This window comes from Paenibacillus sp. LRG-1 (genome assembly GCF_057220305.1).
Genome location: NZ_CM170126.1, coordinates 703265 through 720332, shown reverse-complemented (window position 1 = coordinate 720332; position 17068 = coordinate 703265). Strand labels below are relative to the sequence as shown.

Genomic DNA, 17068 nt, shown 5'->3' with positions numbered 1-17068 from the left:
ACCACCTATCACCTCTACAGTAGGAAGAATGATAAGGAGGAGATATTTGAGCATGAAACATAAAAAACCGTTCAGGTTCAGTGGTGCTTCAAAAAAAGACGAAGACTGTAAACCAACAAGAGTAAATAAAAGTATCGAAGCTCTTCTCAGACTGATTAATGAATTGACCGCGATCATCCCCGTCGTATTCGCAAACCCCTCTGCGGCTAATGTATCTTCCTTGCAACAGATTTTAAGACGTTTGTTGTCTCTGGCGAAAAGCTTAAGACTTAGAGGCGGGGTTAAGGCAGACTTGCTGGCAGCGCTGGAGCTTGCTATTGTTGCGTTAGAAGCTACACCTTTCTCTCCGATCGGCGTAGGTACTGCACTGCAACAATTGCTGGATGCCCTATTGTCCATCGTTTTACAAGAATCCCTTGATCCTGCTCTTAAAGACAGCTTAATCAGCGCGATCAGAATCGCTGGAACGACGGTTAGCAACGTATTAGGTGAAACATACTTGTCAGGGGAGTCCGGTGCACAAGGACCTCCTGGACCTGTGGGACCCGGCGGTGCGCCTGGACCCGCAGGTGGACCAGGGCCACAAGGGCCTCCCGGACCTATCGGCGCCGCTGGACCTATCGGAGCACCCGGACCTGTTGGCCCTGCCGGGCCCGTGGGGCCTGCGGGGCCCATTGGAGCGGCTGGACCTGTTGGCGCCGCCGGGCCTATCGGGGCCGCTGGACCGGAAGGCCCGGCCGGACCTGTCGGCGCCACGGGTGCTGCGGGCGTTACAGGGATTACCGGAGCCACCGGCTCGGGAGCCATCATCCCGTTTGCTTCAGGAGGACCTGCTATACTGACAACTGTTCTTGGCGGAGTGGTAGGAACCACAAGTTTGATCGGCTTTGGGAGCTCAGCAACAGGTATTAGCCTCGTAGGCGGGGTCATAGACCTGACAGGTACACTTGTAGGACCTCTGATTAACTTTGCTTTTTCCGTACCACGGGATGGCGTAATTACATCTATTACTGGTTACTTCAGTACAACAGCTGCATTAACTCTCGTGGGTTCAACTGCGACAATTACTGCCCAGCTGTTTAGTTCCCCAACACCTAATAACACTTTCACAGCAGTTCCGGGAGCTATCGTTACATTGGCCCCTCCACTGAATGGCATTGTTGCTTTGGGAACGACCTCTAGCGGCATTACTACTGGTTTGGCTATCCCCGTAACCGCACAGACTCGTCTGCTCCTTGTCTTCTCTGCAACAGCTACGGGACTTTCCCTCGTAAACACTATCGTAGGTTATGCAAGCGCAGGCGTTACCATTACCTGATCCAAGACGAAAAAAGGGCCCCACAGGATTGTTCCTGTCGAGCCCTTTTTATTTGTATTCCAACAGACGAACTAAACCGTTTCGAACGATATTTTTACTTCTTCTCCCTCTTCACAAACGGCGAACGTTTTAATTTGTCCGTGATCAGGCTCTTGAACGATGCCCGTCTGCAGATCAATTTTCCAGTCATATAAAGGATCATAGATATAATGACCAGATACTATAGCCTCTGTAAGAGGACCTCCTTTGGGATGAGGACTGCTATTTTCAACGGCATAAAGCTCATTCTCCGAAGTGCGGAAAACAGCAATTTCAGTACCTTTGATATGGATGGTACGCCCTATTCTGATCGGAAAATCCTTACTATGACCGACGACAAGCCATTCGGCATTTTTGATCATTTGCTTGATCGCTCCCTTCCTCAGGCATTTTAGATACAATTACACAATAGACGGGGTGACAACCTCGAATAAATTTTTGCGTGAATCCTCATCATTGATGATCTTTTTCCAAGGGTCTTCGACCTGTTGTAATGCAAATTCGATGCGTTCTACTAAAGCTTGTCGATGATCTGTATCATGAACGACAGCCTTCTGAATCTCCTCCAGACCGATCCGTTCCACCCACTCCGAAGTACGTTCCAGGTATTGTCCTGTTTCCCGGTAGAGTTGCATTACGCTTCCTACAATATCAATCAACTCGGCGTCGGTTTTTACTTTACAGAGTGAATCAGCCAACCGCGCTTTAATACCGCCATTACCACCGATAAAGATCTCCCAGCCCCCATCATTACCTACGATTCCGATATCTTTGGTACATGATTCCGCACAGTTGCGTGGACATCCATTAACCGCTAATTTGAATTTTGCCGGGAAATCCAGTCGTTCGAATTTCCGTTCCAACACTTCTCCCATTCCCATCGAGTCCTGTGTGCCAAACCGGCAAAATTGTGATCCAACACAGGTTTTAACTGTACGAAGTGACTTCGCGTAGGCATATCCCGACGGCATATCGAGTTCTTCCCATACTTTAGGCAGATCCTCTTTACGGACACCGATCAAATCCAGCCGCTGTCCTCCTGTTACTTTAACGACCTTAACGTTGTATTTAAGAGAAACATCTGCTATCTTCTTCAAATCTTCTGGGGTCGTTACACCACCGTACATTCTAGGAACAACTGTAAACGTTCCATCCTTTTGAATGTTCGCGTGCAATCGCTCATTTACAAAACGGGAATCTCCCTCATTTTCATAGGTATCCGGGTTAATCATTCCCAGATAGTAATTCAGCGCTGGCCGACATTTGGAGCATCCTTCATCATTATGCCAACCCAGTACATTCATAACTTCACGCGTTGTTGTCAGCCCTTTGGTTTTGATCGCTTCCACAATCTCGTCCCGACTCAAAGTTGTGCAGCCACATATTCCTTGCTTGGCTGACGTCTTGAAGCTGTCTCCAAGAACGTACTGCAGAATTTGCTCTACAACCGGCTTACACCCTCCACAGGAACGCGTTGCTCCGGTACATGCCTTAATTTCATCGACTGTGGTCAGTCCATTATCATTAATCGCATCCACAATCGTCTTTTTGGTTACACCGTTACAGCCACAGACAATTTCATCATCAGCCATCGTTTCAGCGGATAATGATTTCGCCCCGTCCTTGCTGCATCCAGTACCCATGATCTGTCCATATATCTCATCTGTCATCAACGTTTGCTGACGCACATATTTTTGAAGGCTAGCAGATTCGCTCACATCGCCAAACAGTACAGTTCCAACAATCTTATTTTCACGAAGCAGCACTTTTTTGTATGTGCGCTTCCACTCATCCTTTGCCACAATCACCGTATGTTCAGGCTGGGTTATGAATTCGCCAGCTGAGAAAACATCCACTCCTGAAATTTTGAGCTTGGTGGAAACCACCGATCCCATATAACCTTCAGTATCCGCACCTGCCAAATGTTTGGCAATTACACTCCCCTGTTCAAACAGCGGAGCTACCAAGCCGTAACAGGTTCCGCGGTGTTCAACACATTCCCCTACAGCATATACATCCGGCACGGAGGTTCTCATCAAATCATCGACTACAATACCACGGTTCGTTTCCATACCACTTTGCACAGCCACCTGAATATTAGGTTTGATCCCGACGGCCATAACGACCAAATCCGCTTCCAGCTCGCTTCCGTCTGAAAACCGCAGTCCTTGTACCCGATCTTGACCGTACACCTCCGCAGTTTGCATTTGCATAGCAAACTTGATTCCCTGGCGTTCTAGTTCTGTTTTCAGCATCGCAGAGGCTTCCCGGTCCAGCTGGCGTTCCATCAAATCCTCCATTAAATGAACGACCGTAACATCCATACCCAGGTTGACCAAGCCTTTAGCTGCTTCCAGCCCCAATAGGCCTCCACCAATGACAGCTGCCTTTTTAAAGGTCTTTGCTGCCTCAAGCATTGCCGAGCAATCGGCGATATCTCGGAAACCGATGACACCCGGTAATTCTTTACCCGGAATAGGCAGAATAAATGATTGTGAACCAGTAGCTACCAAAGCTACATCATAATCAATTTCCAGTCCGTCTTCGGTGCGAATCTTCTTGTTCTCACCGTCAATGCTTTTCACCATTTTTCCTGTATATAAAGTAATCCCTTGATCCGCGTACCATTGCAAATCGTTCAGTATGATATCATCAATCGTTTTACTACCTTCCAACACATAAGAGAGCATGATCCTGTTATAGTTCGGATGCGGCTCATTTCCCAGGACCGTAATTTCATACTTATCCGTTAATTTCAAAATTTGTTCGACCGTATTGATACCAGCCATCCCGTTCCCTATAACCACAAGTTTTTGTTTACTGTTTATCATATACCGGTTCCTCCATTCATTCGACGATGCTTCCTATCCGACGACATCTCCTACGTTCCTATGAATATTGCTTATGCTTCTATTTTAATGCAGCAGATAGAGCTATATGTGATTAGAATCACAATGTAGTTCAAATTAAAAATATTTAGGGATTTCCCTATTCTGCTTCAAGGGATAAAGGTAAGCAGCTGAAATTGAGTTAAAAAAAAGGACCAGCTAGCTGGTCCCTTAGTTTAATTTATGAATGATGGACTTTGACTCAAATGGGAGAAATATTCAGCAACTTCCCGTGCAGCCCGGGATGGACGCCAGCCGCGATTTTTTCCATCTGTGTACTATGAACCATAAGAAATTTATTTTTCTTAGTCAGCAGTAGGTTCCCCCGGCTACCTTCTCCCGCTTCAAGTGGCATATTCGTTCCTGCCGGAAGGATCACAATCGTCAAATATCCTTCACTGTCAACTTTACAGGGAGCATAATGAAGTGTCGTTGAATATATCTCGACAACCGTGTTTTTAGGCTGAAAAAACACCTGAACATTTGCACTGTCATAGGAATTGTCCTCAATGTCCTGTACTCTGCCGACAAGATGAATACAGTCTGTAGCGGCAATCACCACCTCGCTGCCCTGATGATATTCCAGCCCGGTCAGACCCGTATTCTGACCTGCGCAAAAACCAGCCTGAATTGGAAGTTGGCCGTACACCTCATCTTGAATCCGGTGAATTACACCGAAGTCTTCGAGTTCTGCGACCGAAGGTACATAATGGTTTCCCTGATCGGGTACGCTGGTCGTTTCTTTTGCATACTTGATAAGCTCTGTGGTATTAAAATGAGGCAGCAGCCTTCCATACGGGCGGAATGCTTCGCTCATTACCTCATAAATAACCAAAGGTGCATTGATTTGATTTAGTCTTTCCGTAGTCTTCATAGCTTGACCTCCAGCAATGAATCTCCTGTGTACACTCGGTTATTTCCCAGCACCTTAACGTCAGAGTATTCGGCTGTATTCGTCACAATAATCGGTGTAGTCATGTCATAGCCCAGAGCTTTAATTGCTCCAATATCAAACTCGACCAGCAGTTGACCTTTGGTAACCCGATCCCCTTCTGAGATATGCGTTTTAAAATGCTGTCCTTTCAACTTGACGGTGTCCATACCGATGTGAACCAAGATCTCCGTTCCTCCATCCGATACAATACCAATCGCATGGCCTGTACGGAAGGCATTAGCTATAGTTCCGTTGAATGGAGAGAGCAGTTTGCCATCCTCAGGCACAATAGCAACGCCTTTACCCATGGCTCCAGTAGAGAACACTTCATCAGATATCTCGGATAACGGTTTGACAGTACCCGTCAGCGGGCTGGAAATATTCTCGTTCGTTAGCGCAGGAGCTGGGGTTGCAGCTTCTTTCTTCTCTTCATGGACTGCAATCATTTCTGTTTCCATGGAATCATTAAATCCAAAGAAATACGTGGTAATGGCTGTGAATATATAAGCTACGATAATGGCAATTACGAATCCGGCAAATCCTGTGCCGAAGAATATCGGCAGGGATGCCAAGCCCGGTATACCTGGAGCAATTGCCACGGAACCCGCCGCACCTGTGATTGCCCCGGCGATAGCGCCCCCGATAATAGCCCATACGAACGGTTTTTTGTAGCGGATACTAATCCCGTAGATGATCGGTTCCGTGATGCCAAACAAACCTGTTATCGCTGCAGGCCCGGCAATCGCTCTCACTTTTGGATTTCTGGTTTTAAGGAATACACCCAGTGCCGCACCTGCTTGTGCAAAGTTAGAAGGCGCAAATAATGGTTTCAAAGTATCATGACCGTATACCGCAATGTTATTGTACATGATAGGAATAAACGCCCAGTGGAGCCCCATAACAACTAACATCTGCCACCCGGCACCTACAATGACTCCCGCTACAATCGGACTCAAATTGTATAAGAAAGTGTAACCCTTAGCCAGCCCCAAGCTCGCATATATTCCAATTGGTCCAACCGCAATCAGAGTCAAGGGAACAATGACCATCAGACAGATAAGTGGCGTTATAAAATTTTTCACGCTATCATGAATTACTCTATTCAGGAATTTCTCCAGAATGGATAGCAACCAAACCGCGATAATCACTGGAATAACCGAAGAAGTATAACTCATAAGAACAACAGGAATATTGAAGAACGAAATATCCGTTTTATCGTTATACAAAGTAATAATATTCGGATACACCAGAGCCCCTGCTACCGCAAGCGCAACAAAGGTATTGGCTCCAAATTTCTTCGAAGAGGTCACAGCAATCGCGATCGGCAGGAAATAAAAGATACTGTCTGCGGCAGCGAACCAGATCGAATAGACACCACCTGTTTTGGTGAGCCATCCTAACGAGACGAGCATTAATAAAAGCCCTTTCAAAATCCCCGAAGCTGCCAGTGCCCCCAAAAATGGTGTAAAAATACCGGAAATAATGTCCACCGTTTTGTTGAACCAGTTGCCTTCAGGAGCAGCGGATGCATTCGATTTGTCGTCATCTCCAAGGCTACTGATCTTTAAAATGTCTTTATATACGTCCCCTACCGTATTTCCAATGACCACTTGATATTGTCCACCGTTTTCAACAACTGTAATAACCCCGGGAATATTTTGTGTTTGGTTCTTGTCGGCCTGATCCCTGCTATTTAATTTAAATCTTAACCGAGTGGCACAATGCACCAAGCTAGAGACATTTCCTTCTCCGCCAACGGACGCTAAAATGTCTTTTGCCAGTTTTTCATTGGACATACTGCTCGCTCCTTTAATCCTCATTTGGCATTTTTCTATAAAAGTAAACGTTTACATGGATGGTGGTAATTCAAAGACTCTACGCGCACTCCAAGGAGTACGAAAAGAATATAGAGTCTCTGAATTACACGGGGTCAATCGTTACCGGCTTCTTCCTACCATTCTCTTGATTGTATGTCTGCGTCCTTTAATGGACAGCGCAAGCTGGTATACGTTCTCAGGAAGAGGTGTTCCTGCATAACCACCATCTCCAATGGCATGAATATCCGCGCCCGTCTGTTTCATCATGAGTGCGATCCAGGCAATCGTTTGAACATCTGCCCCTTCAACTGAGCTGTTCAGGAAAGAAAGAGCAAGCGTTCCGGGTTTATATGAATGGACAAATTCTACACATTGTCTGACGTGCTCCACTGTAATACCATGTCTGGAGCCAGGTGCAGGCAACGTAATAACGTCAGCACCAGAATCGATCAAGTCCTTAATAATTTCATTGGAAGGTCTCTCGCTCAGTGGATCACCCAATACTTTCTCAATGGTTCCGTCTTCCCATTTTCCGGCGCAGATCAGGATTTTGTCTCCCAGTGTTTCTTTTGCCAGCTTGGTAGCCTCAATGATCCGTTCAAAGGTTGTACCTGCGGAAGGATTTCCTCCCAATACGATAAAGTCAGCTCCAATCTCTAAGGCACGCAGGAAGTTCTCTCTGGAAGCGATTCTTCCTTCTTTGGCCTCCACATATTGTTCTCCCGCAACCTGAGCATCCGGGCTTGGACACTCAAAATAAATACCGAGCGGAACACCGGCCCATTCCTTGATTTGCTTCAGGCTATACGGCTTATCAGCCAGCTTGCCATGCTTCATTTCACGCAATCCGATATTGGATTCTTCCTTGATCATATCAAAGCCATTCAGCATAACCATATCTGCGCCGTAAGCTGCTTGGATCTCCGCATTGGTAACGCCATCGACCAGGCCGGAATTCAGCATCACATGATGCTGTCCCATAATGACGCGCCCTTCAGAAGCCAGAATGGATTCTTTTAGATCTGCTGCGCTAAATTTCAAAATATCCGTTTTCGTGCTTGCGATTAATCTTTTTGCCAATGTAATCTCCTCCAAGTCATTTATGTTTTAAGTGGTCGTTCATCAGCACAAATGCTGTTCCTCGATGTCGGATATCATCTTGATGCGGTCGCCATGGCGTCCTCCTTCAAACTCAGCCTCCAGCCATGATTTCACTATCATTTTCGCCAATTCGCTTCCGACGACACGTGCACCGAATGCAAGAACATTTGTATTGTTGTGCTGCTTGGACAACTGTGCAGAATAAGGCTCGCTGCATACTACAGCCCGAATTCCCTTGACTTTGTTGGCCGAGATGGATATTCCCACGCCTGTGCCGCAAATCAGAATGCCTGCGTCAGCCTGCTTTCCGACCACAGCCTCTGCAACGAGCTTTCCATACTTCGGATAGTCGGTTCTTTCTGAAGTTTGCGGTCCATAGTCCATGACCTCATGACCCAGTTCATTAAGATAAGTTGAAATCGTCGTTTTAAGCTCTACAGCCACATGGTCGCTACCGATGGCAATTTTCATGGCTTTATTCCTCCCCGAATTAGATATTTTTTAATCTGTTAATGATGGTTTTGTAAGATTCTTCTTTACCAAACAAAGTGGATGTCCCCAGTACGAATCCTTCAACCCCGTAGTGTGCCAATTCGTTGATCTTCTCTTCGGAGATAGCCCCATCAACCACGATTGTATAATTCAATCCCTTTTCGCGTTTAAAAGCTTGCAGCGCTTTAATCTTGTCGTTCACGAAGGGTAAATATTTTTGCCCTGCAAAACCCGGATTTACGGTCATGACCAACACATAGTCAACCATGCCAAGTAAAGGTTCTACTGCAGCAATGGCTGTCCCCGGATTAAGAGCGATTCCCGCTTTTACCCCGCTTCCAACAATTCGGTCAATGGTGCGCGTCGGGTGCATATCGGCCTCCGGGTGAAAATAAATGATGTCTGCACCCTTATCAGCAAATAAATCAATGTAGGCGGAAGGGTTGTCTATCATCAGATGTACATCCATTGTTTTTTGAGTTTGTTTACGGATAAACTCCAGATCCTGAAGCCCCATTCCGAAATTAGGGACAAATCTACCATCCATAATATCAATATGATAAATATCCACATTGGCTTCTTCCAGCGCGTTTACTTCATGTTCCAAGGAGCTGAAATTAGCGCACATCATGGAAGGACATAATAGCATACTCATTCATAATCACCCTTCTTCTAAAATAGAGTAAACGATTACTCAAACGACATAATCTGTTTTACATTTTCCAAAAAGCAGCAGTTGATCTTTATGCCCTTTGGTATTGAATAAATCAGTAGAGAAAACGTTTACCCATTGAAAAAAATAACAACAGTTCATGGCTCGAACTCCATCACTTGTTGGTTTCTCACACATCATATGGATTCTGATCTCTCTTGGGTAAACGATTACATTTAACATAATTAAAGTTATCATTTTCTGATATTGTTGTCAAACCATTTTTTTGTTGGATATTAAACGGGAAAGTTTACAGCATAATAGAGCACAGCTCAACCATCTTACTCTGGAGAGGTAAAACAGTACCTATGCTCACCTCTCCCTTGGCTAATGCAAGATGATATCTGACCACGAAACTAGGTGGTACTGCGTTGTATCAATCGTACTGGGATGGAATAATGCTGCTCTTGTTCCATCTTGTCTCCACTCAGCATACGAAGCAGCATACTGGAAGCTTTATCTGCAAGTGTTTCTTTATCCTGTTCAATTGTAGTCAATGGTGGATTACAGTATTGGGAAATTGTGTCATTATCAAAACCCACTATCTTGACTTCACCGGGGACCTGTACTCCGAATTTCTGTAACGCCAGTAATCCGCCCAAAGCCAACCAGTCATTAGTTGCAAAAATACCGTCAAACCGCAGTCCTTTTTCCAAGACATGTTTAATAGCAGCCTGTGCGGTCTCCAGAGTAGGCCCATCATTGCGAACTGCAACCAAGTGGTCCTCGGATGGATGCAGTCCATGCTTTTGCAGAGCATCTTTATACCCGTACAGACGCTCATTAACAGAGGATAGATTGTTTTGCTTGGTCAACAGCAAAATTTCCTTGCAGCCTTTGTTAATCAGCTCCTCTGTCGCCAAAAATCCACCCTCATAATGATTGGACTCAATAAAAGCTACGTTCGTATTAATCTTTGGTCGTCGGTCAATACATACAATCGGAATGGGACGTTTAAGCAATTCCGCAGAAAGCTCCTCCTGACCCGAAATGCAGATCAGACCATCTACCATTTTTCCATCCAAAGTTTTCAAATATTCTCGTTCCTTCTCCGCATCTTTAGCAGTATTACATATAATGGTAGAATATCCTTGTTTAAAAAAGAAGCTTTCCACTTTTTGTACAATGACTGAAAAAAATTCATTATTAATATCCGGCACCAAAACGCCAATCGTCTGTGATTTACTCATCCGCAGGCTTTTGGCGATGCTGTTAGTCTCATATTGGTACTTTTGGATTACTTCAACAACCTTCTGCCGTGTTTCCTCAGAGAAGCGACCATTCTCGTTAATCACACGGGAAACCGTAGCTACAGAAACTCCACTTAACCTGGCAATATCCTTTATGGACACTTGATTTTTTTTCATATTATTTCCCTCAAATAATTATATTGAGTAAACGTTTTCCTGATTGGAGATTAACATAATCCTAATATGGGTGTCAACTGACACACTAGCATAGAAAGAGTTTTCCGCCAAAATACGAAGAGACCACAAGTCAACATACCATTTTAATGAGTAAATACAACCTTTATAAGGAATACTTTAGGAACAACTTGTATCTTAAGGAAAAATGAATTAATCGTATGGAGGTGATCATCATGTGGTCTAAAATAATTTCTTATATTCCAAGCTGGAGTACACTCTTTCAAGCAGGCCTCGCGTTGATTATTCCTTTAGGGATTTATTATATAAACACCTCGATTTATTCGTTTGTTGGCAGTAAGGGAGCGAAATCCAAGCATTCTTCTGGTCGTTCTCTCTCCGATGAAAATAACGAAGGGCACATTGATCAACAGCATGAACCAAGCTCCAAAATTACAGGGAATTACGATTCCGATTTAAATTCGATCCGAGAGGCTATAGGCGAAAATAGTGATGTGCATTTTCGTGAGTTTGTAGTAAAGAAATATCATGCACGGTCCGTTTTAGTCTTCATAGATGGTATGCAGGATGAAAAGCTAATGAGCAAGCAGGTATTGGAGGTCTTGATGTTTGACGGCCAGCAGGCCCCACAGGAACAGCAGGAAAGTATAAATAGCTCTTTTATAAAAGAAAGCTTGATGCCGCTTACGCAAATTAGTGAAGTTGCTGATATGGAGGACCTGCAAGAGTCTATACTTTTAGGGCATACTGCCTTATTAATTGAAGGAATGAAGGGAGCACTGCTGGTAGGCTCGCCTAATGGCTCCATTCGCTCCGTCAATGAACCAACCTCTGAAGCATTACTTCGGGGTCCCAGGATCGGTTTTACGGAGGTATTAAGTGAAAATACTTCGATGCTTCGACGCCAAGGCATAAACAAAAGTCTGGAAATGAAGAAATTCCAAGTGGGAAGCCGAATCAAAAAAGATCTGGTTGTCGCGTACATCAAGGATATTGTGAATCCGGATCTCCTCGAAGAAGTAAACAGCAGAATTTCAAAAATAGACATGGACTTTTTAGCTGAATCCGGTTATGTGGAGCAACTTATTGAAGACAATTATTTAAGTCCGTTCCAGCAGGCTCACAACACTGAGCGCCCCGACCGTGTCATAAGTGCTTTGTTGGAAGGAAGAGTAGCGATTCTGCTGGATGGTACTCCCTTTGCACTTATTGTTCCGGTGACCTTCAGTATGCTACTCCAATCTCCCGAGGACTATTATGAGCGCTGGATTCCAGGGACACTTTTACGCGTGTTACGATTTTGCGGAGCTTTTATAGCGCTTATGGGTCCTGCTTTATATATCTCTTTCATATCGTTTCATCCCGGTTTGATTCCAACCAAGCTGATTATTAGCATCATCGAGACCCGTCAAGGCGTCCCTTTTCCATCTGTCATAGAAGTTATGATTCTGGAAATCTCTATCGAAATCCTGCGGGAAGCCGGCATACGATTGCCCAAACCTATCGGTCCTGCCATGGGCATTGTGGGAGGCTTAGTCATCGGCGATGCTGCTGTCAATGCGGGCATTGTTAGCCCGTTCCTGGTGATTGTGGTTTCGGTTACTGCCATCTCTTCGTTTTCGATACCGACATATAGTGCGGGCATTACCTTGCGTCTTTTGCGTTTCGTCGGCATGCTATTTGCAGCAATCCTGGGCATGTTTGGAACCGTATTGTTCTTTCTGTTAATTTGTATCCATCTGACGAAATTAAAAAGCTTTGGCGTACCGTATGTGACTCCCTTCTCCCCTATGCGTCCAAGCGACTGGAAGGATGTGTACATTCGAGCCCCTATATCTCTGATGAAACGAAGACCCGTTATGATGAAAACTCAGCAAAGCAAGCGCAAATCATAGCACCCGGAGGAAGGAGGAAGGATTGTGTTTAGACGTTCTGATGATAAGATTACATCCAAACAGGCGGCAGTATTCCTGACCAATACGGTATTGGGCGCAGGGATTTTGACACTGCCGAGAGGTGTAACTGAAACGGTAAAGACTCCGGATGCATGGCTCTCTGTCCTGCTTGGCGGATGTATTGTCATATTAGTGGTGTTGCTCATGGTAAAATTAAGCCAACAATTTCCCGGAAACACTGTGTATCAATACTCCAGGAGAATCGTCGGTATCATTCCAGGAGGATTTTTAAGTCTATTATTAATCATATACTTTATCATCATCGCTGGCTTTGAGATTCGTGTTTTAGCTGAAGTGACGATTTATTTTTTGCTTGAAGGGACACCCATATGGGCGATTGTGATTCCATTCATATGGGTGGGAAGTTATCTGGTTTTTGGAGGTATTAATCCCATTGCGCGGTTATACCAGATTGTACTCCCGATCAGTCTCTTCTTTTTACTCATCTGTTTTGTCCTTAGCCTAAGGATCTTTGAAATTGACCATCTTCGTCCTGTATTGAGTAGCGGTATTCTTCCAGTAGTTAAGGGGCTAAAGTCGACTGTCCTTGTTTTCACTGGATGTGAAGTCATCATGACACTGGTCGCTTTCTTGCAGTACCCTGAAAAAGCCATAAAGGCCATGGTAGTGGGAATCAGCATCCCTTGGGTATTATACTTTTTGACAGTAGTTATGGTAGTCGGCGGGTTATCGGTGGACTCTACTATGACAAGTACCTGGCCCACCATTAATTTAATGCGCAGCTTTGAAATCTCCGGATTTCTTTTTGAACGTCTTGAGTTTCCGTTGCTGGTAATCTGGATGATGCAAATGTTTTGTAATTTCTGCAGTTTTTTCTTCAATGCATCCTTAGGTGTCTCACAGGTATTTGGCCTTAGATATCGTTATGCGATTTTTGGCTTAATCCCAATTATCTTTATCTCCACAATGACTCCTGTTCGTATGATGGAAGTGTTTAGCCTAGGCGATGCGATCGGATACATGGGAATCATTTTATTTTTTCTGGTCCCGGTACTTCTCTCCATCGTTTTCATGATCAGGAAGAAGGGAATGAAGCAAAATGTATAGGCAACAAATCCTATCTTTGCTGCTTGCCTTCATTCTCCTGGTAACTCAAGCCGGTTGCTGGAGCAGCAGAGAAATAGAAGAACTAAGCATGTATACAGGACTGGCTCTGGATAAGGGTGAGCCCAGCACAGTGGAAAAGGACCTGGAAAAGGAAGGCAGCCGTTACTTCAAGAAAAATAAAATTACTGCCACTGTGCAAATCGTCCCCAAAAAGACTTTTGGAAACACGGCAAAACAAGGTGGTGGACAAGGGCCAAACTATATTAATATAGCTGCCACCGGGGATTCTTTACTTGAAATCTTCCGGCAATTATCCCTCCGTCTGGATCGCCCGATTATTGGTCACCATCTAAAGGTCATGGTGGTTTCCACCAAATTGGCAGAACAACAGACGATGCAGCAATTGATGGATTTTGTGCTTCGTGATAATGATATTCGTCCGAGTTGTTTTGTTTTCTTAAGTAAGGAACGTGCAGCTGATACCTTAGTTACCAAATATAAGGACGAGGTCCCATCCATTCATATTCTATATATGCTTCGTAATCATTTCAGAACCAGCAAGGTGATGAGGGGAGTCAATTTGTCTGAGTTGGATGGGTTGATGCACTCCAAAAAAAGCTATATATTGCAAAACATTTCTGAATCCGATGGAGAATTAGAATTTTCGGGTGCTGGTGTTATTAAAGGAGACACCGGTCACTGGATCGGTAGTTTGGGACAACAAGACGTAGAGAGCATTGCATGGATTAAAGGTGATGTTGAGGGCGGAGCTGTCAAAACGTATGACAAGCGGAATGAAGCTATAACTTATGAGATCAAATCGGTAAAAAGCAAAATAACAGCGAAGGTGACCGAGGGTAACGATATCTCGTTTCACGTAAAAATTGAATCCAAAGGACGTTTAATCGAAAACTGGGATGAGAAAGTGAACCCGACAGAGACACGAAACATGAAAGAGGCTGAGAAAGAATTTGAAAAAGAAGTGACTAGAAGGATTAAGTCTCTTATGCACAAATTACAATCAGAATATAAAGTCGATGTCGCCAGTTTTGGCGAACGTTTAAATATTGAGCAGCCTCAAGTGTGGAAAAAAGTAAAGGATGATTGGGATTACAAATTCAGCAAAATACCCGTAACCTTCGATATAAAATTATCTATTACGGATTTAGGCTCATCTGCCGAATGAAAGAGTCGAATTGGCCTTATATAAAAGCCAATTCGACTTAAGATTCGCGGTTGTCTTCATAACCATCCAACACTGCAACGGTCGCTCCTGAATTTCCAGAAGCGGCTACACGCTTAATTCAAATTGATTTTAAATACATCCCCTGCATGGCCACCTAAAACGATCAAGCCACCTTTGGGCAGTACAACCGAGTTATTGCTAGCAGTTGAAAATTGTACAACCGCACCGTTTTCATCATAGACAGCGAAGCCTCCGCTTTTTGGAAAATCAACGGTCATCGTTTTATTGGCTGAGTTTTTATCTATTTTATACCATGTGGCTTGGCCATTAGATGGTATGGTGTACACTGATTTTCCTCCCAAGATAGGTTTAACAGCATCTTCACTGATATAGGATTGTCCATCTATGGTTAAATACTCCGAACCATCCTTGGTATAAAAATTCAGATCAAATGCATCTCTTCCACTCATAACAGGAATCTCAACGGCATTTACTGCTTTATTCTCATCCACAATTTTAGTACCACTTGCGTATCCATCATGATCAACGGATATTTTTTTTGTTATAAATGAGGGGGCCAGATAAAATATGGAAGATATCTTTTCGTCCAAAGCATAATAATTTTTCCCGTTTCTATTTTCCCATGCCTTTTTAACTGTATTATTTAGAGGATTGGCATCAAGCTTTTGATATTCATAAATCACCATAACCATTTGTCCTAATCCCGGAAAGTTTAAATAAATGTTAGCCTTAATATACGTTTTCCCGTTTTTTTGTTTGTCAAAGCTTACGGCTACACTGCCATCACTGCTTTTGAATTGTCCATCACCTGTATACACATATTTTTGCGCCGGGACGAATCCATCCAAAAAAGCAGGTAAATCAAACTCACCGTTTTTAATCTCTACATTGATGGTTGTACCCACAGAACCGTATAATCCCGAATAAGAAAGTAAATCAGATGGCATTTCCACTTTTACAGGAGCCTCAAATGTTTTATCCGGTATGATGTCTTTAATGATGCCCTTATCTTTTAAAACTTCCAATAAAACGTTAGAAGCAAAAATACTATCTAAGATGGAAGACCCTCCAGATGAAAGCACAGCCATAGAAATTTGATGCTCTGGTATGGTGATCAAAGTAGAGTGATACAAAACAGTATCCCCACCCTTGGATAGCGCAGTTATTCCGTAATCACTAAACGGTGCCAACTGAACCGCATCCCAGCCAAGCCCATAATTAAAGCTGTTTGTCTCTTCAGGTACCCATATTCCTTTTCGATATTCATGACTTTGCATGGACTTCGCCGATTGTGCAGATAAAATATCGGGTCTGTTCCCCATTAATACTTCTGAAAACATAGCCACCTCTTCTGCGGTAGAGTATAAGCCCCCTGTCCCGATGACATTGGCATTTTCAACGGGTAAGGCCCCCTCAATCGCAGGAAAATAAGTTTTGGACAGCTTTTGTCTGTCAAACTGATCGAGTGGTGTTTTCGTAGAGTTCAAACCCAAAGGGGCACTAATATGCTTTGCCAGAAATTCGGTATAACTTAGACCACTCACCCGTTCAACCAATATTTCAAGCAATTGAAAACTATCATTACTATATACAGAATATTCACCGGGGTTGGATTTTAAAGTCTCTGATCGTAATCTCAGCAATAGCTCATCATGATTTTCTGTATCATTGTCATTAAATAACATACTATTTTTATAGTGGGCACCGTAAAGACCCAACGAATGATTTAACAGCATACGCGGTGTAATTTGTTTGTATCTTTCATCAGCCATTGTAAAGTCCTTAATGTATGTTGTTAGCGGCTGATCAATATCTACCTTATGGGTATCCACCAGCATCATCGTTGCAGCAGATACATACATTTTGCTTGTAGAGCCTATACCGAACATCGTATCCTTGGTGATTGGCTCGTTGGTTGCTTTATTCTTTACACCCACGCTATCCGATAATACGATGTTTCCATGGTCCCTAATGGCATACTGCACACCGCTAGCACCGTATTTGGATACCAGCTCCGAGGCCAGATTGCGAGCCTTTTCCTTAATGGGTTCAGGATTGTCTTGAGCAAAAGCATTCGTCATCGGCAGTACAAAAAGCATAGCCGAAATGAACACAGCTATTATTTTCTTCATTCCATATTTCCTCCTCTTAT

13 protein-coding genes are annotated in these 17068 nt (G+C 43.9%); 4 read left to right on the top strand and 9 right to left on the bottom strand.

All coding sequences use genetic code 11. The features are described 5' to 3' along the window. Positions 1-52: 52 nt before the first annotated feature. A complete protein-coding gene (locus ACUUJN_RS03220) occupies positions 53-1318 on the top strand; it encodes an exosporium glycoprotein BclB-related protein (RefSeq protein WP_341063473.1) in 1266 nt (421 codons plus the stop codon). Between the two features lie 71 nt (positions 1319-1389). On the opposite strand, the gene nirD is transcribed toward ACUUJN_RS03220, so the two are convergent. From nirD to ACUUJN_RS03180, 8 genes are all read right to left on the bottom strand, one after another. Then, positions 1390-1719: a nitrite reductase small subunit NirD gene (gene nirD / locus ACUUJN_RS03215; protein WP_023986899.1), complete on the bottom strand. Its 330-nt coding sequence runs from the start codon at positions 1717-1719 to the stop codon at positions 1390-1392. Between the two features lie 39 nt (positions 1720-1758). Continuing rightward, positions 1759-4188 (bottom strand): nitrite reductase large subunit NirB, encoded by a 2430-nt coding sequence (gene nirB, locus ACUUJN_RS03210; RefSeq protein ID WP_023986898.1) that lies wholly within the window; start codon positions 4186-4188, stop codon positions 1759-1761. A gap of 259 nt (positions 4189-4447) precedes the next feature. Beyond that, complete coding sequence (locus ACUUJN_RS03205) at positions 4448-5119, bottom strand: DUF4867 family protein (protein WP_023986897.1); 672 nt, start codon at positions 5117-5119, stop codon at positions 4448-4450. Next, positions 5116-6975 (bottom strand): beta-glucoside-specific PTS transporter subunit IIABC, encoded by a 1860-nt coding sequence (locus ACUUJN_RS03200; RefSeq protein WP_076295385.1) that lies wholly within the window; start codon positions 6973-6975, stop codon positions 5116-5118. The genes ACUUJN_RS03205 and ACUUJN_RS03200 overlap by 4 nt, the downstream gene beginning before the upstream one ends. 141 nt (positions 6976-7116) lie before the next feature. Continuing rightward, on the bottom strand, positions 7117-8076 hold the full coding sequence (locus ACUUJN_RS03195) for a DUF7916 family protein (RefSeq protein ID WP_023986895.1): 960 nt from the start codon (positions 8074-8076) through the stop codon (positions 7117-7119). A gap of 42 nt (positions 8077-8118) precedes the next feature. Continuing rightward, complete coding sequence (gene rpiB, locus ACUUJN_RS03190) at positions 8119-8568, bottom strand: ribose 5-phosphate isomerase B (RefSeq protein WP_023986894.1); 450 nt, start codon at positions 8566-8568, stop codon at positions 8119-8121. A 19-nt stretch (positions 8569-8587) separates the two neighbouring features. Continuing rightward, complete coding sequence (rpe, locus tag ACUUJN_RS03185) at positions 8588-9244, bottom strand: ribulose-phosphate 3-epimerase (protein WP_069079782.1); 657 nt, start codon at positions 9242-9244, stop codon at positions 8588-8590. A gap of 413 nt (positions 9245-9657) precedes the next feature. Continuing rightward, positions 9658-10668, bottom strand: a complete 1011-nt coding sequence (locus ACUUJN_RS03180; protein ID WP_028541072.1) for a LacI family DNA-binding transcriptional regulator — start codon at positions 10666-10668, stop codon at positions 9658-9660. Positions 10669-10901: 233 nt separating this feature from the next. On the opposite strand from ACUUJN_RS03180, the gene ACUUJN_RS03175 reads away from it, so the two are divergent. From ACUUJN_RS03175 to ACUUJN_RS03165, 3 genes are read left to right on the top strand one after another with little or no spacing between them, the layout of a single operon-like run. After that, positions 10902-12581 (top strand): spore germination protein, encoded by a 1680-nt coding sequence (locus ACUUJN_RS03175; protein WP_484669259.1) that lies wholly within the window; start codon positions 10902-10904, stop codon positions 12579-12581. Between the two features lie 24 nt (positions 12582-12605). Then, positions 12606-13709 (top strand): GerAB/ArcD/ProY family transporter, encoded by a 1104-nt coding sequence (locus ACUUJN_RS03170; protein WP_484669258.1) that lies wholly within the window; start codon positions 12606-12608, stop codon positions 13707-13709. Continuing rightward, on the top strand, positions 13702-14895 hold the full coding sequence (locus ACUUJN_RS03165) for a Ger(x)C family spore germination protein (protein WP_023986889.1): 1194 nt from the start codon (positions 13702-13704) through the stop codon (positions 14893-14895). Before ACUUJN_RS03170 ends, ACUUJN_RS03165 begins: the two co-directional genes overlap by 8 nt. Before the next feature lie 113 nt (positions 14896-15008). Here ACUUJN_RS03165 and ACUUJN_RS03160 read toward each other — a convergent pair whose 3' ends face one another. Beyond that, positions 15009-17048 carry a serine hydrolase domain-containing protein gene (locus tag ACUUJN_RS03160; protein ID WP_484669257.1) on the bottom strand — a complete coding sequence of 680 codons (2040 nt, stop codon included), beginning with the start codon at positions 17046-17048 and terminating at the stop codon, positions 15009-15011. Between the last annotated feature and the right edge of the window lie 20 nt (positions 17049-17068).